A 20,958-nucleotide genomic window follows, 5' to 3' on the forward strand; every position below is an offset into this window, starting at 1 on the left:
CGAGCGGAAGTATCCGCCGCGTACCATGGATACATGACGCGTTCCGCCTCTTCCGCGCCCGCTCCCGGCTCTGTTCGCATCGGTGGTGACGATCCGTCCAAGGTCGCCATGCTCGGCCTCACCTTCGACGATGTGCTCCTCGTTCCCGCGGCCTCCGATGTCATCCCGTCGGGGGTCGACATCTCCACCAGGCTCACCCGCGAGATCACGCTGCGGGTCCCGCTGATCAGTTCCGCGATGGACACTGTCACCGAGGCACGGATGGCCATTGCCATGGCCCGCAACGGCGGCATGGGCGTGCTGCACCGCAACCTGTCGATCGAGGCGCAGGCCGGCCAGGTCGAGACCGTCAAGCGGTCCGAGGCCGGCATGGTCACCAACCCGGTCACCTGCAGCCCGTCGAACACGCTCCGCGAGGTCGACGAGATGTGCGCCCGGTTCCGCATCTCCGGCCTGCCCGTCACGGACGAGAAGGGCACGCTGGTCGGCATCATCACCAACCGCGACATGCGCTTCGAGGTCGACTTCGACCGGCCCGTCGCCGAGGTCATGACCAAGGCGCCGCTGATCACCGCGCAGGAGGGCGTCACGGCCGAGGCCGCGCTGGGCCTGCTGCGCCGGCACAAGATCGAGAAGCTGCCCATCGTGGACGGCAGCGGCAGGCTCACCGGGCTGATCACCGTCAAGGACTTCGTCAAGACCGAGCAGCACCCCAACGCCACCAAGGATTCCGACGGTCGGCTGCTCGTCGGTGCGGCCGTCGGCGCGGGCGACGAGGCGTGGGAGCGGGCCATGGCGCTGCGCGACGCCGGCGTCGACGTGCTGGTGGTCGACTCGGCGCACGGCCATTCGAGCGGCGTGCTCAACATGATCGAGAAGCTCAAGCACGAGCTGGGCGACGACGTGCAGATCATCGGCGGCAACGTCGCCACCCGCGGCGGTGCGGCCGCTCTGGTCGCGGCCGGTGTCGACGGCGTGAAGGTGGGAGTGGGTCCCGGCTCGATCTGCACCACGCGCGTCGTGGCGGGCGTGGGCGCCCCGCAGATCACCGCGATCCTCGAGGCCAACGCCGCGTGCGCGCCCGCGGGCGTCCCCGTCATCGCCGACGGCGGCCTGCAGTTCTCGGGTGACGTGGCGAAGGCCCTCGCCGCCGGCGCGTCGACGGCGATGCTCGGCTCGCTGCTCGCGGGCACGGGGGAGTCGCCGGGCGAGCTGATCCTCGTCGGCGGCAAGCAGTTCAAGAGCTACCGCGGCATGGGCAGCCTCGGCGCCATGCAGGGGCGCGGCCAGGCGAAGTCCTACTCCAAGGACCGCTACTTCCAGGACGACGTGCTCTCCGAGGACAAGCTGGTGCCCGAGGGCATCGAGGGCCGGGTGCCCTTCCGCGGCCCACTGAGCTCGGTGATCCACCAGCTCACCGGCGGCCTCCGCGCGGCGATGGGCTACACCGGCAGCCAGACCATCGAGGACCTGCAGCGCGCCCAGTTCGTGCAGATCACCGCGGCGGGTCTGAAAGAATCGCACCCGCACGACATCACGATGACGGTCGAGGCGCCGAACTACACCACGCGGTAGTCCGGCAGCCCTCTTACGTACCCCGGGGCCGACGATGCCCCGCTCCCGTCCGGAAAGGACTGAGCGCGTTGCGCGACATGGTTGAGATCGGCATGGGCCGCACGGCCCGACGCACCTACGAGCTGCAGGACGTGAACATCGTCCCGTCGCGCCGCACGCGTTCCTCGAAGGAGGTGTCCACCGCCTGGCAGCTCGACGCGTACCGCTTCGACACCCCGATCCTCTCGCATCCCACGGACGCGATCGGCTCGCCGGAGTTCGCGATCGAGCTCGGGAAGCTGGGCGGCCTGGGCGTGCTCAACGCCGAGGGCCTCTACTCGCGGCACCGCGATGCCGAGGCGAAGCTCGAGGAGGTCGTGGCGCTCGCCGCGTCCGACATCACCGGCATCGCCGCGATCCGCCGCCTGCAGGAGCTGCACGCCGCGCCGCTGGATCCCGAGCTGCTCGCCGCCGCCGTGGGCCGGGTGCGCGACGCGGGGGTGACGGTGGCCGTGCGCGTCTCGCCGCAGCGCGCTCAGGAGCTGACGCCGGTGCTGATCAAGGCCGGGATCGACCTGCTGGTCATCCACGGCACGATCATCTCGGCGGAGCACGTCTCGAACGAGGGCTCGGCACTGAATCTCAAGACCTTCATCGGCGATCTCGACGTGCCGGTGGTCGCGGGCGGCGTGAGCGATCACCGCACCGCACTGCACCTGATGCGGACCGGCGCGGCCGGCGTCATCGTCGGCTACGGCTCCGCCGAGGGGTCCACCACGACCCGTGAGGTGCTCGGCATCGGCGTCCCGATGGCCACGGCCATCGCCGACGCCGCCGCGGCCCGCCGGGACTACCTGGACGAGACCGGCGGCCGCTACGTGCACGTGATCGCCGACGGCGACATCTACAGCGCCGGCGATGTCGCGCGGGCGATCGCGTGCGGCGCCGACGCCACCATGCTGGGCGCTCCGCTCGCCCTCGCCGCCGAGGCACCGGGCAAGGGCTGGTACTGGCCGTCGGTGGCCGCCCACCCGTCGATCCCGCGCGGCGCGGTCGCGCCCGCGCAGCTGGGCGGGCTGGACGCCGGCGACGACGCGGCGGTGGGCGCCGCACCGTCGCTCGCGACGATCCTGAACGGCCCGTCGACGGAGCCGAACGGCCAGTTGAACCTGGTCGGTGGCCTGCGCCGGTCGATGGCCAAGTCCGGCTACAGCGAGCTCAAGGAGTTCCAGAAGGTCGGGCTCAACGTCGCGTACTGAGCGCGAACCACTGTTATTGAGTGGAGTTTAGTAGTACCGTTACCCGTCAGTAGGGCCGTTCAGCCGCGGCCCGGTGACACATGTCCTTCCGCGGACGGGTGAGGGGTGCCAGATGGCCAAGGCAGTCAAGCAGAACACGGGCGACCACTTCGACGTGCTCGTGATCGGCTCCGGGTTCGGTGGCAGCGTCACGGCGCTGCGCCTGACCGAGAAGGGCTACCGCGTCGGCGTGCTCGAGGCCGGGCAGCGGTTCGAGGACGAGGACTTCGCCGAGAGCACCTGGAACCTCAAGAAGTTCGTGTGGGCACCGTCGATGGGCCTGTACGGCATCCAGCGCATCCACCTGCTCAGCGACGCCGTGGTCCTCGCCGGTGCGGGCGTGGGCGGCGGCTCGCTGAACTATGCGAACACGCTGTACAAGCCTCCGGCGCCGTTCTTCAACGACCCGCAGTGGAAGCACATCACGGACTGGGACGACGAGCTGTCGCCGTTCTACGACCAGGCCCGGCGGATGCTGGGCGTGGTGAAGAACCCGCACGAGACCCCGTCGGACCGGGTCATCAAGCAGATCGCCGAGGAGATGGGCGTCGCGGACACGTACACCGAGACCCCGGTGGGCGTGTACTTCAACCAGCCGGGCCGCACCGACGCCGACCCGTTCTTCGGTGGCGCCGGCCCCGCGCGCACGGGCTGCACGGAGTGCGGCCAGTGCATGTCGGGCTGCCGGGTGGGCGCGAAGAACACGCTGATGAAGAACTACATCCACCTGGCCGAGGCCGGTGGGGCGCGGTTCATCCCGATGACGACGGTGACGGGGGTCCGGGAGGGACGCAAGGGCGTGTGGGAGGTGTACACCCGCCGCACGGGCGCGAAGGTGCGCAAGAACCGCACCGTCTACACCGCCGACAACGTGGTCTTCGCGGCCGGCACCTGGGGCACGCAGACGCTGCTGCACTCGCTCAAGGACACGGGCGCGCTGCCGAAGCTCTCGGAGCGTCTGGGCGTGCTCACCCGCACCAACTCCGAGTCGATCCTGGGCTCGGCGCGCACCGTCGTCGACCCCGTCGAGGACCTCTCCAAGGGTGTGGCGATCACCAGCTCCTTCTACCCGACGCCGGACACCCACATCGAGCCCGTCCGGTACGGGCCCGGCCGCAACGCGATGGGGATGCTGCAGTCGCTCCTGGTCGATGGCGGCCCCGGACGCACCCGCCTCAAGGGGTTCGTGCGCGACCTGGCGAAGAAGCCGAGCGACCTGAAACTGCTGCTCACGCAGAAGGACTGGGGCCAGCGCGTGCTGATCCTGCTGGTGATGCAGAGCCTGGACAACTCGATCACCACCTACACCAAGAAGATCCCGGGCAGCAGCAAGCGCCGCATGGTCTCCAAGCAGGGCCACGGCGCGCCGAACCCCACCTGGATCCCGAAGGGCAACGAGGCCGCACGGATCGGCGCCGAGAAGCTCAACGGCGTGGCCGGCGGCACCTGGGGCGACATCTTCAACGTCCCGATGACGGCCCACTTCCTCGGCGGCGCAGCCATCTCCGAGACGCCCGAGACGGGCGTCATCGACCCGTACCACCGGATCCACGGCTACCCCTCGCTGTTCGTCGTCGACGGTGCCGCCATCTCGGCGAACCTCGGCGTCAACCCGTCGCTGTCGATCGCCGCGCAGGCCGAGCGCGCCGCGTCGCTCTGGCCGAACAAGGGCGAGAAGGACCCGCGCCCCGCGCAGGGCGAGGGCTACCAGCGGATCGCGCCCACCGCGCCGCAGAAGCCCGCCGTCCCGGCCGGCGCCCCCGGGCAGCTGCTGCTCCCGCTGCCGAAGGTCCGGCCGGCGCAGGACACGCAGGCCTGACGGTCCGCCGTCAGGACACGCAGGCCTGACGGTCCGCCGTCGCTACGCTCGGTGCCATGACGCGCGTGGAGGACGTACTGGCCGAGTTGGCGGCGCTGGAGGATCCGAAGGCGCGGGCGGTCAACGAGCGGCACGGTGACCCGCACGGCGTGAACCTGACGAAGCTGCGGGCTGTGGCGAAGTCGCTCGGTACGGACCGGGAGTTGGCCGGCGAGCTGTGGGACTCGGGTGATGTCGCGGGGCAGCTCGTGGCGCTGCTGATCAGCCGGCCGAAGCAGTACACCGCGGACGAGCTGGACGCGATGCTCCGGTCCGCCCGCAGCGACAAGGCGCACGACTGGCTGCTGAACTACCTGGTGAAGAAGTCCCCGCATGCGGGTGCGCTCCGGACCCGGTGGTGGGGCGACGCCGACCCGCGTGTGCGGGCGGCGGGCTGGGCGCTCACGACGCACGCCGTGACCACGGCCGACCTCGATCGGGACGTGCTGCTCGACACCGTCGCGCGGGAGATGCGCGATGCCCCGTCGAAGCTGCAGTGGGCGATGAACGAGACCCTCGCGACCATCGGCATCGAGGATCCGTCCCGCCGGGCCCGCGCCCTGGCCATCGGGGAGGAGCTGCAGGTGCTGGCGGACTACCCGGTCTCGAAGGGCTGCGTCTCGCCCTTCGCCCCGATCTGGATCACCGAGATGGTTCGGCGCCGCGAAGGCTGACGCCGTTCCTTCCTCGTCTGCGGCAGGCGGGGGAATCGTGACCGCCCTGGTGTCCTGACCGGCGGCGGGCGGCAACTAGACTGTTGCGGGTGACGGACTCCTCACCCAACCCGGTTCTGGTCGTCGACTTCGGCGCGCAGTACGCGCAGCTCATCGCGCGCCGCGTCCGCGAGGCGCGGATCTACTCGGAGGTGGTGCCGCACACCATCACCGCCGAGGAGGTCCGGGCGAAGAACCCCGCCGCGATCGTGCTGTCGGGCGGTCCCGCGTCGGTGTACGCGGAGGACGCGCCGAACCTCGACCCCGCGGTCTTCGACCTCGGCGTCCCGGTGTTCGGCATCTGCTACGGCTTCCAGATGATGGCCCGGACCCTCGGCGGCACCGTCGCCAACACGGGCGGGCGCGAGTTCGGCCGGACCACCCTGACGCCCACGGGCGACGGTGTGCTGCACGTCGGGCTGCCCGCCGAGCAGCCGGTGTGGATGAGCCACAACGACGCCGTGCAGGTCGCCCCGGAGGGCTTTTCGACGGTGGCCTCCACGCCCGGCGCGCCCGTGGCGTCGTTCGAGAACGTCGAGAAGAGGATGGCCGGCGTCCAGTACCACCCCGAGGTGCTGCACAGCCCGCACGGCCAGGAGGTTCTCACGCGCTTCCTGTACGAGATCGCCGGGCTGAAGCCCACGTGGACCGCGGCGAACATCGCGGAGCAGCTGATCGAGGACGTGCGCGCACAGGTCGGGGAGAACGGTCTCGCGATCTGCGGCCTGTCCGGCGGTGTCGACTCGGCCGTCGCGGCGGCACTGGTGCAGAAGGCCATCGGTGATCGTCTGACCTGTGTTTTCGTCGACCACGGCCTGCTGCGGCAGGGCGAGCGCGAGCAGGTGCAGACGGACTTCGTCGCGGCCACGGGCGCGCGCCTGGTCACCGTCGACGCCGAGAAGACCTTCCTGGATCGCCTCGCCGGAGTCAGTGATCCGGAGACCAAGCGCAAGACCATCGGTGAGTTGTTCATCCGCTCGTTCGAGGGCGCGGTCAGCGAGGTCGTGGGGAACGCCGACACCACCGTCGACTTCCTCGTCCAGGGCACGCTGTACCCGGACGTCGTCGAGTCCGGCGGCGGCGCGGGTACCGCGAACATCAAGAGCCACCACAACGTGGGCGGCCTCCCGGAGGACCTGGAGTTCACCCTCGTCGAGCCGCTGCGCCTGCTGTTCAAGGACGAGGTCCGCGCCGTGGGCCGCGAACTGGGTCTGCCGGAGGAGATCGTCGGCCGGCAGCCCTTCCCCGGCCCGGGCCTGGCGATCCGCATCGTCGGCGAGGTCACGAAGGACCGGCTGGACCTGCTGCGCAAGGCCGACGCGATCGCCCGCGAGGAGCTCACCGCCGCGGGCCTGGACGGCACCATCTGGCAGTGCCCGGTCGTGCTGCTCGCGGACGTCCGCAGCGTGGGCGTGCAGGGCGACGGCCGCACCTACGGCCACCCGGTCGTGCTGCGGCCGGTCAGCTCCGAGGACGCGATGACCGCGGACTGGACGCGCGTGCCCTACGAGACGCTCGAGATCATCTCGACCCGCATCACCAACGAGGTGGAGGACGTCAACCGCGTGGTGCTCGACGTGACGAGCAAGCCGCCGGGGACCATCGAGTGGGAGTAGGGCGGGGGTGCTCGGGGGCGGAGCCCCGGGGGAATGACATAGCGGTCACGTTCTGACCGGAGCCGCCGGTACGGTCGATGCCATGACGATTCTGGTGACGGGTGCGACGGGCAACATCGGGCGGAAAGTGGTCGACGAGCTGGTGGCGAGGGGTGTCACCGACATCCGGGCGCTCACCACGAACCCCGCGAAGGCGGCGCTGCCGAGCCGGATCGAGGCCTTCAGCGGCTTCATCGGCAAGCCGGAGACGCTCGACGGTGCCTTCGACGGCGTGACCGCGATGTACCTCGCGCCGTACGAGCCCACGGCGGAGGAGGTGCTGCGGCGGGCGAAGGACGCGGGTGTCGAGTACGTGGTCGCGACCTCGGGCAGCGCGCACTGGCAGGCGCTCACGGACACCATCCTCGCGAGCGGCATCGACGTGACGGTTCTCGGCCCGGGCGAGTTCATGGAGAACTTCGCGGGCTGGGCGGGACAGGTGGCCGCGGGCGTGGTCCGCGAGCCCTACCCGGACGCGGGGAGTGCGCCGATCTCGATGGACGACATCGCCGCGGTCGCGGCCGCGCTGCTCGCGGCCGAGGACCGGTCGGCGCATGTCGGGGAGGTCTACGAGCTCACCGGCCCGAGCTTCCTGACCCGGGTCGAGATGGCCGCGCAGATCGGTGAGGGCATCGGCCGGGAGGTGCGGTTCGAACAGATCAGCCGCGAGGCCGCCGAAGCGGCTCTCGCGGCGGAGATGGGCGACATGGCCGGCTGGTACTTGGACCTGCAGGACGCCTCCCGCCGGTACCGGCAGGAGGCGAACTCGCTGGTCGAGGATCTCAGTGGTCGTCCGGCGACGAGCCTGGCGCAGTGGGCTTCGAAGAATCGGGCCGCGTTCGGGGCCTGATCAGCACCAGCCCGGCCGCGGCGACGGCGGCGATCGCGAGGCCGCCGAGGAGCGTTCCCGCGTTCACCAGTCCGGGGCCGCCGAGGATCGCCCACGCCGCGATCACGAGGGAGGCGAGGCCTGCGACGAGCAGGGCGGGGGACAGCCGATGGGACGTATCACCGGTCACGGTTCACCTCCACGTTGCCGATGTTGCCCTGGGCGTTGATCGTCAGGGTGGGGGCGTCGGGCTTCGCGTCCTTGCCGACGCTGAGTCCGTCGGGGCACTGAGCCTCGCCCACGGAGACGGAGCAGTTCACGCGGACGTTCATGCCGGCCGGCACGCGGATCTTGGTGTCGCCCACGCCCACCCGGGTCGATACCGTGCGGTCGTGGTCGAGTGTGAGCCCGGTCAGGTCGAGCTTCAGCGAGCCGACCTGCGTGGTGTAGCTCTCGCGCAGGTCGGTCGGCGTGGTCACCGTGAACCTCTGGTCGCCGCGCGGCGCATCGGCGAGGCCGGTGACCACGTTCTGCGCCATCGTGCCGACCACGACGACGCCCGCGAGGGGGATCGCCGCGAACAGGAGGCCGTATCCGGAGCGCCGGAACGCGCCGATGACGAGGCCGCCGCCCACCACGGCCAGCACGATCGCGGCGCCCACCACGGGCGAGATCGGCACGCCGAGAACGAGGTTCATGGTGGCGATCGCTGCGGCGGTCAACAGTGCGATGCCGAGGGTCACCGGGGTCACGCGGGTGCGCCGCTTCGGGACGACCGGGACCGGCGTCACCGCGGAGGCGGGCTCGGGCAGGTCCCAGGCGAAGGGAGCGGCGCCCAGCGGATCCCAGCGCGGCGGGTGGATCTCCTCCGTCGCCTGCGTCACGTCCCGGGTGCGGGGGCCCGCCTCGGGTGCCTTGCGCAGGTTCACGGGGTCCGACGGTGCCGCGCCCGACGGTGCTGCCTCCGACGACGCAGCTTCCGACGGTGCCGATTCCGGTGCGGCGCTGGGCGGCGCGGGCTCGGACGGGACGGTTCCCGCGGTCGGCGGCGTCCACACGGGCTGCCACGGGAACTGCGCGGCGGGCGGCTGCCAGGCGCCCACGGGGGCGGGGGCGAACCGGGTCGTGACGGCGGTGCCGGGCGGGGGGACGGGGAGGCGCTGGTGCAGCGCGTACCAGCCGGCCAACAGCAGGGCCAGGCTGATCAATCCGGCGCCCGGCCACGACGAGCTGAAGTTGCTGCCGAAGGTCACGGCGAGGACAGCCGCGATGATCAGGACGATGGTGGGCGGCCCGGAGCGCTGCACGGGCGTGCCGTACGCGTACTCGGATTCCTTGGGGAGGACGAAGATCCCGACGATGTAGGCGATGAAGCCGAGCCCGCCGAGCACCGTCGCACCGATGAAGGCGGCACGCACGAGCGCGACGTCCACCTGGTAGCGGCGGGCGAAACCCGTGCAGACGCCGGCGATCGGCGCTTGCCGGGCCCGGAGCGGCCTGGTCTCCCACATCTGCCGGAGCTGGCTGGAGAGGGTTGTCGTGTCCATGCCTTCGATCCTGCGGGGCGCGGCGGTCCCGGTCCATCGGGATCTACCCTGAAATCGTGGCGCCGCGCCTCGGGGTGAAGGGTGAACATTCAGGGGCTTCCCCGATACCCGAGGGCGACGATCCGTGCCACCATCGAGGGATCATGAGCAGACGAGCAGATCGCCGGTGGGCGCGGCACCAGGCTCGCCAGCAGGCGTGGCAGCAGGGCTGGCAGAACTGGCAGCAGGGGTGGCAGCAGGGCGCGGACCAGGCGCAGGCCGCCGGACTCCGCGCGCCCGCTCCGTCGCCTGCCGCGGCCCGGCCCGCGGTCGTGCCGCCGCCCGGGCAGCCGGCGCCGGCGCCGTCGTACCCCCGGATGCACCGTCGCAGCGGCGGCGCGGTGATCGGCGGAGTGTGCGGCGGCGTCGCCGATCACCTGGGCGTCGACGTAACCAAGGTCCGCATCGCCTTCACCCTGCTCGCACTCCTCGGTGCGGGCGTCGTGATGTACGCGCTGCTGTGGTTCATGTGCCGCCCCGGCACGGACACGGAGCGGCCGGATCCGGCCGAGCGCCGGCAGGGCCTGGCCCTGGCGGTACTCGGCGTGGTCGGCGCGGCGACCCTCGCGTCGGTGGCGAGCAGCACCAGCGCGGGATTCGTGGTGCCGGTGATCGTCATCGGCGTCGGCGCCGCGCTGGTCTGGCGCGAGGCCGATTCCGCGCGTACAACGTCGACCGCGCTCGGCGGCGGCTCCCGTCTGATCACCTGGCTGCGCATGTTGGGCGGAGTCACGCTGGTGATCGTCGGTCTCGCGGTGGTCTTCCTCGGCCGGGTGGACGTGGCGGCGATCCCGACGGCACTCGCCGCGGTCGTCCTGACGCTGGTGGGCGTGGCGCTGCTGACGGTGCCGATCTGGGTGCGCATGTGGCGCGATCTGGGCGCCGAGCGCGCCGCCCGGGTGCGCACCATCGAGCGTGAGGAGATCGCCTCGCACCTGCACGATTCGGTGCTGCAGACACTCGCTCTCATCCAGAAGCAGTCCGCCGACGGTGCCGCCGTCAAGCGTCTGGCCCGCAGCCAGGAGCGTGAGCTGCGCGAGTGGCTGTTCGGCGGGGCGGAGGCGCCGGCGCGGTCCCTCGCCGCGGCGCTCAAGGCTGCGGCCGCGGACGTCGAGGACGCGCACTCGGTGGCCGTGGACGTCATCACGGTCGGCGATGTCGAGGGACCGGAGCTGGGCGTCGATGACCGCTTCACCGCGCTGCTCGGGGCGGCGAGGGAGGCGATGGTCAACGCGGCCAAGCACTCCGGCTGCGAGAGCATCGACACGTACGCGGAGGTCGACGAGGACTCGGTGGCGGTGTTCGTGCGCGACCGCGGCGTGGGATTCGATCCGGAGGCGGTGCCGGCGGACAGGCAGGGCCTGGCGAAGTCGATCCGGTCGCGGGTGGAGCGTCGCGGCGGCGCCGTCGCGGTCCGGTCCGCCCCGGGGCGAGGTACCGAGGTCAGGATGTCGGTCCCCCGATGCGAGGCGGAGGCGTCCGCATCGTGAGCACCCGGCCGACGCGACGAGCACTTCCCCCACGGGTGCGCGGGGTCCCACTAGGCTTCGTCGCATGAACGGCACCGGTCCCACCCAAGCCCTGGTCTTCGCCGATCCGAAGGGGTTCATCCGGTACTGGAATGCGGATTCCGAGCGCGTCTCGGAGTCGCTTCCGCCGCTGCAGGAACTGTACTGATCACTACTGGATCGAGTGGAGGAGAACGCGTGAGCTACCGGGTGTTCCTGGTCGACGATCACGGGGTGTTCCGGTCCGGCGTGCGCGCCGAGCTGGCCCGCGAGGACGCCATCGAGGTGGTGGGGGAGGCGGGTACGGTCGCGGAGTCCGTGGCCGGGATCCTCTCCGTCGCACCGGACGTGGTGCTCCTCGACGTCCACATGCCCGACGGTGGCGGTGTCGCCGTCCTGCGCGGCGTGACCGACGGTGCCCCGCGTGCCAAGCTCGAGAAGATGCCGGTCTTCCTGGCGCTCAGCGTCTCCGACGCCGCGGAGGACGTGATCGCCACGATCCGCGCGGGCGCGCGCGGCTATGTCACGAAGACGATCTCGGGGCAGGAACTGGCCGACGCGGTGCGCCGGGTCGCCGAGGGCGACGCCGTGTTCTCGCCTCGGCTGGCCGGTTTCGTGCTCGACTCGTTCACCGGCCGCTCGCCGGTACCGGAGCCCGCGCTCGACCCGGAGCTGGACTCGCTCACCCCGCGCGAGCTCGAGGTGCTGCGCCTCTTGGCCCGCGGCTACACCTACAAGGAGATCGCCGAGGACCTGTTCATCTCGGTGAAGACGGTCGAGACCCACGCCTCGAATGTGCTCCGCAAGACCCAGCAGAGCAACCGCAACGCGCTCACCCGCTGGGCCCACACCCGCCACCTCGCGGACTGAGTTCCCGGCCGCTGAGGTTGTGGCCGCGCGCTGCTGACATTCGTGGGCGCTGCCGATTGCCGGCAGCGTTCAGAGCTACCGGCCGCGCGCTGCCGATATCGCGGGGCGCTTGCGCGCCGATAGCGGACACTCATGCTGTAATCAACTATGCGAAATTTTGCGGTGTCGCTTCTTGCGGCGCTGGCGATATCGGCCGCCAGTGGATGCACCGTCTCGGATCCTGTGGGACCGCAGATGGATTCCCGAACGGCGTCGGAAATTCAGGCAGCGGTGGATGGCCGGTTCACCAAGGTCGACCTGGACGATCTGGTCGGAATGACGGTCGCGGATGCCAAACGCTTGCTGGGATATCCGAGCAATCCGCCCACTGGGCTGCCATCACCTCCGATCTTGCTTGCCATCCCGACTGGCGAAGGCGTGACGGAGCTGCCCGAGTCGGACTTGACGGTAACAGCGGCGATCGGGGCAGCGGGAAGTGATCACTTCTACCTCGGTGTGATGCCCACGCGGCAACCGGACCTCGATGAGCTGCTGGCCAAGAGGGGGATTCGCCAACAACGCCTCAGTGAGCTGTTCGACGCCGCGAAGATGGGAGGAGTGAATCTCATCGTCGCGGTGTACGTGGAGAAGTGAGTTTTCCGGCTGTCTTCGGCCGCGCGCTGCCGATATCGCGTCAGCCCAGGGCGACGATGATCCCCGCGATGATCGCGGCCAGCACGATGAACCCACCGATGATCCACGCTGCCAGCATGGTGTTCGACATCTTCGTCGGCGGCGCCACGGGCGGCGGGACGTAGGCGCTCGGCCGCGGTGCGGGCGGGACGGGACGCTTGCGCTCGACGGGTCCGGACGCGCCCGGCCTGCCTGACGATGCCGGGCGCACCGTCGAACCGCGTTCCCCGGACGCTCCCGCTGAGCGTTCCCCGGCGGTGCGGCGCAGCCAGACCGCGGGCGCGCCCTCGGAGGCCTGCAGCGGGGCGGCCAGGATCGCGGCGGGGTTGCCGCCGGCGGCCGCGACCTCCGCGAGCCGGTCCCGTGCCTCAGCCAGCGACGGGCGCCGCTTGGGGCTCGGCTGCAGCATGTCGAGGATGACGTGGGTCAGTGCGCCGTCGTGCTTGGGTGGATCGATCTGCCCCAGAGCGACCTTGTGCAGCAACCGGATCGAGTCGTCGTCCACACCGAAGGGCGGCGTGCCCTCCAACGCGGTGTAGAGCGTGGCGCCCAGCGAGTAGAGGTCCGAGGCCTCGGACGGCTCGGTGCCGCGGGCCACCTCGGGGGCGAAGTAGGCGGGCGTGCCGGTGATGATCCCGGCCGGGCCGGCATCGTCGCCCTCGGCCCGCGCGATGCCGAAGTCCGAGAGTTTGACGGTGCCCGACGCGCGGCCCCGGTTCGCGATGAGGATGTTGCCGGGCTTGATGTCGCGGTGGATGATCCCCGACTCGTGCGCCTCGATCAGCGCGTCGGCCACCTGTGCGCCGATCTGCGCGACCTGCCGCTCGGGCATCGTCCCCGTCATGTGCAGCACCTGCGCGAGCGAACGCGACGGGAGGTATTCCATGACCAGCCAGGGCTCGCCGCGGTCCAGGGCCACGTCGTACATCGCGACGGCGTTGCGGTGCTGCAGCCGCGCCGCGAGCCGGCCCTCGTGCAGGGCCCGCTTGCGCAGCTCATCCGCCTGTTCCTCGGTGAGGCCCTCGGTGGAGATCACCTGCTTGGCGGCCACCTCGCGCTCGAGCCGCTCGTCCCGGGCCAGCCACACGGCGCCCATGCCGCCGCCGCCGATCTTCGAGGTCAGGCGGTACCGCCCGGCGACCAGGTGATCGGGCCCCGGAACGCCCCTGATCGCTCCGCCCGCACCCGTCGATTCCGCCACGCCGTTGATCCTAGAGGTCAGGCGCGGCGCGCGCGGTACGCGGCCACGTTGAGGCGGTTGTTGCAGCCGTCGTCGCAGAACCGGCGCGAGGAGTTGCGCGAGAAGTCCACGAGCACCCCGGCGCAGTCGGGAGCGGCGCAGTGCCGCAGGCGGTCCAGCGCGTCGGCGCGCACCACGTCGACCATGCCCATCGCGGGCTCGGCGAGGAAGCGCTCGGCGATCGGCGTCCCGTCGTTCCAACCGTGCAGGTGGTACGGCCAGTCGTCGTGCCGGACGAGCTGGGGCAGTACGGCCGCATCGCGCAGCATGCGGTTCACCAGGTCGACGGTGCCGGCCTCGTCGCCGGCGAGATCCCACAGGCCGCGCAGGACGCGGCGGACGGCGTGCACCCGGTCGAGCTCGTCCTCGCGCAGCGGGATGGGCCCCGTCCAGCCCCAGCGCTCGACGAAGGAGCGCAGTGCGGCGACGTCGGGGAGTCGTTCGTACCGGCCGGTGCGCGCGTCGGGGGCGGTGTTCACGAGGTCGGCGGCGCTGGCCAGAGCGGAACGGGTGTCGTACGAGAACATGTCGTAGCGAATGGTATCCGCAGCGGCGTCGCGGTCGCTACTCTCATCGGGTGTCGAGCCCCCTTGGAATCACCCCGGACGAGACCCTGCGCAAGGGCCTGCAGAGCCGCCACATCAGCATGCTCGCGCTCGGCGGTGCCATCGGCACGGGCCTGTTCGTGGCGTCCGGCGCCACGATCAGCCAGGCCGGCCCCGGCGGTGCCCTCACGGCTTACGCGCTCATGGGCGTCATGGTCTTCTTCCTCATGCAGAGCCTCGGCGAGATGTCGGCGTACCTGCCGTGCAGCAACCCGTTCGAGGAGTACGGTACCCGGTTCGTCAGCAAGTCCTTCGGCTTCGCCGCCGGGTGGAACTACTGGTTCAACTGGTCGATCACGCTGGCCGCGGAGGTGGTCGCAGGCGGGCTGATCATGAAGTTCTGGCTGCCCGACGTCCCCACCTGGGTCTGGTCGGTGATATTCCTCGTCGGACTGTTGGCCTTGAACCTGTTCGCGGTGAAGGCGTTCGGTGAGGCCGAGTTCTGGTTCGCGTCGATCAAGGTGATCGCCGTGGTGATCTTCCTGATCGTCGGCGTGCTCATGGTGGTGGGAGCGGTCGGTGACGGACCGGCTCCGGGTTTCCAGAACTGGACCGTCGGCGACGCGCCGTTCGTGGACTTCCCGCTCGGCATGCTCTCGGTGTTCCTCATTGCCGGCTTCGCCTTCCAGGGCACGGAGATGATCGCGGTCGCCGCGGGCGAGGCGATCGAACCCAAGAGCGCGATCCCGCGCGCGGTGCGGACCGTGTTCTTCCGGATCCTGGTCTTCTACATCGGCACGCTCACGATCATCGCCTTCCTCATCCCGTACACCAGCCCCGAGTTGCTCGACGCGTCCGCGGAGAACGTCGCGGTGGCGCCGTTCACCCTGGTGTTCAAGCTCGCGGGTATCGATGCCGCGGCGTCGATCATGAACGCGGTCATCCTCATCGCGATCCTCTCGGCCGGCAACGCCAGCCTGTTCGCCGCCACGCGCGCGCTGTACGGCCTGGGGGTGGACGGCAACGCCCCGAAGATCTTCGCTCGGGTGACGAAGGCCGGTGTTCCCATCGCGGCCACCGCGGCGACCACGCTGATCGGTTGCCTGTGCTTCCTCGCCGGCCCGAAGGGCGACGGTGCCGCGTACACGGTTCTGGTCGCCGCATCGTCGGTGGCCGGATTCGTGACCTGGATCGGGATCGCGTGGGCGCACTACAAGTTCCGCAGGGCGTGGAACGCGCAGGGGCGCTCGCTCGACGTTCTGCCCTATAAGGCCTGGCTGTACCCGGCGGGGCCGATCGTGGCGCTCCTCATGTGCGTCGCGGTCGTCGCGGGCCAGTACTACGTCGCCGTCAACGATTCCGACACGGGCGGCAGTGTCAGTCTGTTGCTCACCACCTACGCCGCGCTGATCCTGTTCCTCGGGCTGTGGTGGGGGCACAAGCTGGTCACGAAGTCGCCGACCGTCGATCCCGCGGCCGCGGATCTGTCGCCGGTCGCCGCCGCCTCGGCGCACCACGATCCCGACCGGGTGGGCTGACCGACTCGTACCTCTTCGCGTACGGCCGACCGGGTTCCTCACCCGGTCGGCCGTCGTCCTCTGCGCCCGCTCCGTACGAACTGTGCCGTTCCGCTCGAAATCAAGGCCCTCGACCGCTAAAATCGCGTTAAGAGATGTAAGAGGCAAATGATCGGAACGGTTATGTCTGAAAATTCCGTGTTCCCGCGCGTGGTAGTCGAACAGGCCCGCAGCTGCGCCTGGGCGACCACCCTGGACCGCGCCCGCGAGCTGGTGCCCGTGAACCCCGGAGATGTCAGCCTCGCGCAGGCGGTGCAGGCCCTGCGCCGTCGCGGGATGTCCGTGGCGGACGGGCTGTTCCCGCAGGTCACCGTCGACGCGCTCCGTGAGACGGACGTGTACGTGATCCCGCACCTCGCCCGGCAGGGCGTCGAGCGGACCACCGGCGATCTGCCGCCCGTCTACGCCCCCGCCGAGCTCGACGCGATCGAGCAGTACGTGCGGGCCGGCGGCGGGCTCGTCGTGCTCGCGGAGTGCGACACCGCCACCTCCGGCAACAACCTCGACGAGCTGCTGGGCCGGTTCGGCGTGCACGTCGAGTCCGTGGTCGTCCAGGAGGCCGCGGGCGACCGGCGGCACGGCGGCAACGCTACTTGGGTGCGCTCGGACATCGCCCCCGAGCTGGGCGGGCAGGGCATCGTCGCCGCCGTCGAGGGCGCGGTCTTCTACCGCACCGGCGTGCTCGACGTTCCCGCCGACGCCGTCGTGCTCGCACGCACCAGCCCCACCGCCTCGCCCGCGGGTCGCCCCCTCGCGGCGGCGCTGCAGGTGGGCCGCGGCCGGGTCGTGGTGTTCTCGGACTCGGATCTCTTCGGCGACGACTGCATCGACGACCTCGATCAGCGCACGCTGTGGACCAACGCGGTCACCTGGGCCGCGGGTGCGCACCAGGACTCCGCGTCCGACGGTGCCTCCGCCGTGGCCCGCAGTGCCGACTGGGTGGCGCTCAAGTCCGCCGTCGAGGACCTGCGCGGACTCCAGGGCGCCGACGGTGCCGTCGCCGAGCCCGCCGATCACGCGCGGGCCGGGGAGCTGGTCGACGAGATCGTGGCCCGCATCGCCGCGCTCGCACCGCTGTTCGCGCACGACGCGGAGTACCTCGCCGCGCTGCCGCGCGACTTCCGGAGCTGGGTCGAGAGCGGTTTCGCCCGCCCGGAGTTCGACGAGTCCCTCGCCGCCTTCCGGCCCGACCTGGACCGCGCCGACGGCGCGGAGCACCTCGTGGTGTTCCCGATGTACACGCAGAACGGCAACGCCGGCAAGGTCTTCGAGGCCGTGCTGCTGCGCGTGGTGTGGCCCGAGTGGCTCGCCGATGTCGAGCGCCGCTACGGGAACGAGAAGTTCCTGTCCGTGGCCTTCGAGGACTTCACCCCGGGCTACGACACCCACTCCGCGGTCCTCTTCCCCGAGACCGTGACGGTGGCGCGGACGCCCGAGTTCCACTGGGGCGCCATCTTCTGCGACCGCGAGGCCGCCCGGTTCCGCCGGGTCACGGGCGCCGCGAGCGAGATCCTCTCGCTGCAGCTCCCGCCCGACGGTGAGCGTCTGGTCGCCTCGCAGGCGCTGGCCCAGTCCACCTTCGCCATGTGGGACCTGATCCACGACCGCACCCACAGCCGCGGTGACCTGCCCTTCGATCCGTTCATGATCAAGCAGCGGATGCCGTACTGGCAGTACGCCCTCGAGGAACTGCGTTGCGACCTGACCACCTTCCGTGAGGCGTACCGCCTCGAGCAGGAGGGGCACCCCTACGGACTGCCGGTGCAGCTGGCGATCCTGTGCGACCGGCTCTTCCGGTTCCCGATCACGGGCGACCGGGTGCGTAACTACGACGGACTCGGCGGCCAGCTGCTGTTCGCCTACCTGCACCGCCACGGCGCACTGCGCTGGCGCGACAATCGGCTCTCCTTCGACTGGAAGGAGCTGCCGCTCCAGGTGATCCGCCTCGGCGAGGAGATCGAGGAGCTCTACCGCACCGGCATCGATCGGTCCAAGGTGGGGCAGTGGCTGGCGAGTTATCAGTTCGTCTCGTCCTACGTGGCGCCCGGCCCGGGTTCCGTCTGGGCGAAGGGCCCGGAGGCTCTGCCTCTCGACGGTGAGCCGCGCGGGCTGGTGGACCTGGTGCTGCCGGACGAGTTCCCGCTCAACGTGTTCTACGAGGCGCTGCGCCGTAAGATGAGCGCCGTGATCGAGAGCGCGCGGGGCATCACGGCATCGGCCCCGATCGAGGTGCCGGCATGAGCGGCGTGACGGGACGCACCGTCGTGGTGACGGGCGCGAACGGAGCGCTCGGCCAGGAGGTCGTGCGCAGGCTGGTAGCGGCGGGGGCGAAGGTCGCCGTCATCACCCGCGGCGCGCCCGCCGCGGAGATCGCCTCCCTGGAGGGTGTTTCCGCCTACCGTGCGGACCTCGCCGATCGGACGGCGGTCCGCGCTGCGGTGGAGGAGATCCGCGCGGCGCACGACGGTGTCGACGGGCTGCTGCACCTGGTGGGCGGTTGGCGCGGCGGTGTGCCGATCGACGAGGCCGATCCGGCGGACTGGGACTTCCTGGAGGCCGGGCTGATCCGGAGTCTGCAGAACGTCACGCAGGCGCTGTACTCGGCGCTGATCGCGAGTCCCGATGCGCGGGTGGCGATCATCTCGTCGACCTCGGTGGCGAAGCCGACTGCGAAGAACGCGGCGTATGCCGCCGCGAAGGCGGCGTCCGAGGCGTGGACCTTGGCACTCGCCGACGCCTTCACCGGCACCGGTGCCGCCGCGGTGATCGTGCGCGTCATGGCGTTGCTCACCCCGCAGATGAAGGCCGATGCGCCCGAGCGGAAGTTCCCGCGCTACACGCCGATCGGCGATGTCGCCGATGCCCTGGTGGCGCTGTGGGACGTCTCTCCGGCCGAGGCGAACGGCACCGTCGAAACCCTGGTTCCGGAGGCGAAGGCATGACGCCACTGCACGATCCCGCGAAGCGAGGCTTCGCGAGCGACAACTACGCCGGCGTGCTGCCGGAGGTGCTCGAGGCCGTGGCCGAGGCCAACCTGGGCCACCAGGGTGCCTACGGCGCCGACGTGTACACCGCGGCGCTGGGGGAGCGGATCGTCGAGCTGTTCGGCGCGGGCGCGCAGGCGTTCCCGGTGTTCAACGGCACCGGCGCGAATGTCGTCGCGCTGTCTGCGGTGAGCGATCGCTGGTCCGCCGTGGTGTGCGCAGATTCGGGGCACATCCACGTCGACGAGGGCGGTGCCCCGGAGAAGGTGGCGGGACTCAAGCTGTTCGTCGTGCCGACCGCCGGTGGGAAGCTGACGCCCGAGGCGATCACCGCCGCCGTCCCCGACCGCGCGGGCGATGTGCACTGGGCGCAGCCGCGGGTGCTGTCGGTGGCGCAGTCCACCGAGCTCGGCACGGTCTACACCCCCGACGAGCTGCGGGCCCTCGCCGAGTACGCGCACGAGCGCGACTGGCTGCTGCACATCGACGGCTCCCGTCTCGCCAATGCCGCTGCGAGCCTCGGTGTTCCGCTGCGCGCCATTACCACCGACATCGGTGCCGACATCGTGAGCGTCGGCGGCACTAAGAGCGGTCTTCTCGGCGCCGAGCTGGTGCTGGTCCTCAATGCCGAGCGGGCCGGCGGTGTGGAGTACGTGCGCAAGCTCTCGATGCAGCTCGCGTCGAAGCAGCGCTTCCTGGCCGCGCAGTTCCTGGCCCTGTTCGAGGACGACCGGTATCTGCGGGTGGCCGGGCACGCCAACGCGATGGCGCGGCTGCTGGCCGAGCTGGTGGGCGCGATCGAGGGCGTGGAGCTGACCCAGCCGGTGCAGTCCAACGCCGTCTTCGCCGAGCTCCCGCTCGCCGCCTCCGAGGCGCTGATGGAGCAGGTCCCGTTCTACTTCTGGGACGAGATCCGCGGCGAGGTGCGTTGGATGTGTGCCTGGGACACCACCGAGGACGACGTCCGCGCCTTCGCCGAGCTGGTCCGCGCCCAGCTGGCTTAGTTTTCGCAGCGGGCCAGGAGCTTCCCGACCTTTACGGCGCCCATCTCCTCTGCTGTCAGCTCGCGTCCGATAACGCTGTCGAGGAAGTTCGCGAACTCTGCAAAGGGAACTCGCTCCCAGCTCGAGGTGATTTCTGGTGTTCGTTTGTCGAGTTCGGCCATTCCATGGTCACTGGCTAAGTAGACTTTTCGTGCTTTGGGGGCGGCCTGTGCGTAGTGGTCCAGCTGGAATCTGTCGTCGCTTCTGCGGTTCAGGGCAGCGTATGCCTTGACCTCGATCACAACTACGGCTTCCGAAAATGGATCGTCGGGGCTCATCCATCCTGCGACATCCCCGTAGTTGACGTAGCCGGAGTAGTAGTGGACTGCCCCCTCACGGTTACTGAGTTCTTTCGAGACCGACTGGCTTTCTCGGACGCTCGCGAGGACCAGCATTTCGAGGGCGCGTTCGTCGCAAGGTGCGCCTGCGACAACAGCGCGGAGAACGGCACGAAGTGCGGCAGTCATCGGAAGGCTGGTCATGCCTCCGACTATCGCAGCCGGTCGCGTGCTGTTGTGTCGATGGTGCATCCGGGATATCCCGGGACAGATCGCTGAACCGCTCCAAAGATCTAGCCTCGATCTTTCGTGAGGTGGTCGTCCCCTCCTGATCGGTTTCGGATTGGTGTCCTCGAGTGAGGGTTTCGTTCGTGGGCATGGTGATGCGGCCCGGTGTTGCGTCGGGTGGCGTCGGGTTCCACTGTCCCGTGGGGGTGTTTCGTGATCGGATTGTCAAGGAAGTCGTGTCGGTCATGTGGGTGCTCGCATCCGGTTCAGGCGCTGTAGGCCGGCGATCAGCAGGCCGGTGTCGGGGGCTGTCGCGGCGAGGTGCAGGCGGGTGCGGCGGGCGTGCCGGGCGATGGATCCGGCGATGCAGAAGAGTCGGTGGCGCAGTCGTTTGGGTTCCCACCGGCGGGCATCATGGCTGGTCAGGGCGAGCATTTGGGTCCAGGCTATGAGGTCGGCAGCCAGCGCGGCGATCGCGGTCCAGATCCGGTTCTTCGCGAACCGGTGCAGGGGGAGGTTC

At 70.4% G+C, this 20,958-nt stretch carries 20 protein-coding genes; 14 read left to right on the forward strand and 6 right to left on the reverse strand.

Annotation, left to right across the window (positions count from 1 at the left end; all coding sequences use genetic code 11):
- The first annotated feature begins 33 nt into the window (after positions 1-33).
- From guaB to AXK60_RS18400, 6 genes are all read left to right on the forward strand, one after another.
- Positions 34-1,575, forward strand: a complete 1,542-nt coding sequence (gene guaB / locus AXK60_RS18375; protein WP_068573380.1) for an IMP dehydrogenase — start codon at positions 34-36, stop codon at positions 1,573-1,575.
- Positions 1,576-1,643: 68 nt separating this feature from the next.
- Complete coding sequence (locus AXK60_RS18380) at positions 1,644-2,813, forward strand: GuaB3 family IMP dehydrogenase-related protein (protein ID WP_068573383.1); 1,170 nt, start codon at positions 1,644-1,646, stop codon at positions 2,811-2,813.
- Between the two features lie 112 nt (positions 2,814-2,925).
- Positions 2,926-4,671, forward strand: a complete 1,746-nt coding sequence (locus AXK60_RS18385) for an FAD-dependent oxidoreductase (RefSeq protein ID WP_068573385.1) — start codon at positions 2,926-2,928, stop codon at positions 4,669-4,671.
- A gap of 56 nt (positions 4,672-4,727) precedes the next feature.
- Complete coding sequence (locus AXK60_RS18390; RefSeq protein ID WP_068573387.1) at positions 4,728-5,384, forward strand: DNA alkylation repair protein; 657 nt, start codon at positions 4,728-4,730, stop codon at positions 5,382-5,384.
- An 89-nt stretch (positions 5,385-5,473) separates the two neighbouring features.
- Positions 5,474-7,039 carry a glutamine-hydrolyzing GMP synthase gene (guaA, locus tag AXK60_RS18395; protein ID WP_068573389.1) on the forward strand — a complete coding sequence of 522 codons (1,566 nt, stop codon included), beginning with the start codon at positions 5,474-5,476 and terminating at the stop codon, positions 7,037-7,039.
- Positions 7,040-7,121: 82 nt separating this feature from the next.
- A complete protein-coding gene (locus tag AXK60_RS18400; protein ID WP_068573391.1) occupies positions 7,122-7,928 on the forward strand; it encodes an SDR family oxidoreductase in 807 nt (268 codons plus the stop codon).
- On the opposite strand, the gene AXK60_RS26580 is transcribed toward AXK60_RS18400, so the two are convergent.
- Complete coding sequence (locus tag AXK60_RS26580; RefSeq protein ID WP_139058029.1) at positions 7,861-8,097, reverse strand: hypothetical protein; 237 nt, start codon at positions 8,095-8,097, stop codon at positions 7,861-7,863. The genes AXK60_RS18400 and AXK60_RS26580 overlap by 68 nt on opposite strands.
- Complete coding sequence (locus AXK60_RS18405; RefSeq protein ID WP_068573393.1) at positions 8,087-9,454, reverse strand: PspC domain-containing protein; 1,368 nt, start codon at positions 9,452-9,454, stop codon at positions 8,087-8,089. Before AXK60_RS18405 ends, AXK60_RS26580 begins: the two co-directional genes overlap by 11 nt.
- Before the next feature lie 143 nt (positions 9,455-9,597).
- Here AXK60_RS18405 and AXK60_RS18410 point away from each other — a divergent pair, with 143 nt between their 5' ends.
- From AXK60_RS18410 to AXK60_RS18420, 4 genes are all read left to right on the forward strand, one after another.
- Positions 9,598-10,983: an ATP-binding protein gene (locus AXK60_RS18410; protein ID WP_414930000.1), complete on the forward strand. Its 1,386-nt coding sequence runs from the start codon at positions 9,598-9,600 to the stop codon at positions 10,981-10,983.
- Between the two features lie 64 nt (positions 10,984-11,047).
- Positions 11,048-11,170: a hypothetical protein gene (locus AXK60_RS27840; protein WP_269451172.1), complete on the forward strand. Its 123-nt coding sequence runs from the start codon at positions 11,048-11,050 to the stop codon at positions 11,168-11,170.
- A gap of 29 nt (positions 11,171-11,199) precedes the next feature.
- A complete protein-coding gene (locus AXK60_RS18415; protein ID WP_068573395.1) occupies positions 11,200-11,871 on the forward strand; it encodes a LuxR C-terminal-related transcriptional regulator in 672 nt (223 codons plus the stop codon).
- 234 nt (positions 11,872-12,105) lie between these two features.
- A complete protein-coding gene (locus AXK60_RS18420; protein WP_139058030.1) occupies positions 12,106-12,504 on the forward strand; it encodes a hypothetical protein in 399 nt (132 codons plus the stop codon).
- Between the two features lie 40 nt (positions 12,505-12,544).
- Here the strand turns inward: AXK60_RS18420 and AXK60_RS18425 are convergent, their stop codons facing one another.
- Positions 12,545-13,744, reverse strand: a complete 1,200-nt coding sequence (locus tag AXK60_RS18425) for a serine/threonine-protein kinase (protein WP_082778107.1) — start codon at positions 13,742-13,744, stop codon at positions 12,545-12,547.
- A 17-nt stretch (positions 13,745-13,761) separates the two neighbouring features.
- Positions 13,762-14,310, reverse strand: a complete 549-nt coding sequence (locus AXK60_RS18430; protein ID WP_068573399.1) for a CGNR zinc finger domain-containing protein — start codon at positions 14,308-14,310, stop codon at positions 13,762-13,764.
- A gap of 50 nt (positions 14,311-14,360) precedes the next feature.
- Between AXK60_RS18430 and AXK60_RS18435 the strand changes: the two genes are divergently transcribed.
- The 4 genes from AXK60_RS18435 to AXK60_RS18450 all read left to right on the forward strand — a co-directional run bounded on the left by AXK60_RS18435 (position 14,361) and on the right by AXK60_RS18450 (position 19,893).
- On the forward strand, positions 14,361-15,866 hold the full coding sequence (locus AXK60_RS18435) for an amino acid permease (protein WP_068573401.1): 1,506 nt from the start codon (positions 14,361-14,363) through the stop codon (positions 15,864-15,866).
- A 162-nt stretch (positions 15,867-16,028) separates the two neighbouring features.
- Positions 16,029-18,146: a DUF6421 family protein gene (locus tag AXK60_RS18440; protein WP_068573403.1), complete on the forward strand. Its 2,118-nt coding sequence runs from the start codon at positions 16,029-16,031 to the stop codon at positions 18,144-18,146.
- Positions 18,143-18,847, forward strand: coding sequence for an SDR family NAD(P)-dependent oxidoreductase (locus tag AXK60_RS18445; protein ID WP_068573406.1), 705 nt, complete (start codon positions 18,143-18,145; stop codon positions 18,845-18,847). Before AXK60_RS18440 ends, AXK60_RS18445 begins: the two co-directional genes overlap by 4 nt.
- On the forward strand, positions 18,844-19,893 hold the full coding sequence (locus AXK60_RS18450) for a threonine aldolase family protein (RefSeq protein WP_068573408.1): 1,050 nt from the start codon (positions 18,844-18,846) through the stop codon (positions 19,891-19,893). The genes AXK60_RS18445 and AXK60_RS18450 overlap by 4 nt, the downstream gene beginning before the upstream one ends.
- Here the strand turns inward: AXK60_RS18450 and AXK60_RS18455 are convergent.
- Together AXK60_RS18455 and AXK60_RS18460 are read right to left on the reverse strand one after the other, a co-directional pair.
- Positions 19,890-20,414 (reverse strand): hypothetical protein, encoded by a 525-nt coding sequence (locus AXK60_RS18455; protein WP_139058031.1) that lies wholly within the window; start codon positions 20,412-20,414, stop codon positions 19,890-19,892. The genes AXK60_RS18450 and AXK60_RS18455 overlap by 4 nt on opposite strands.
- A gap of 267 nt (positions 20,415-20,681) precedes the next feature.
- Positions 20,682-20,958: transposase (locus tag AXK60_RS18460; protein ID WP_175400064.1), on the reverse strand; the 277-nt coding region annotated here is incomplete at its 5' end.

Origin of the sequence: Tsukamurella pseudospumae (genome assembly GCF_001575195.1) — a bacterium.
GTDB classification, from domain to species: Bacteria; Actinomycetota; Actinomycetes; order Mycobacteriales; family Mycobacteriaceae; genus Tsukamurella; species Tsukamurella pseudospumae.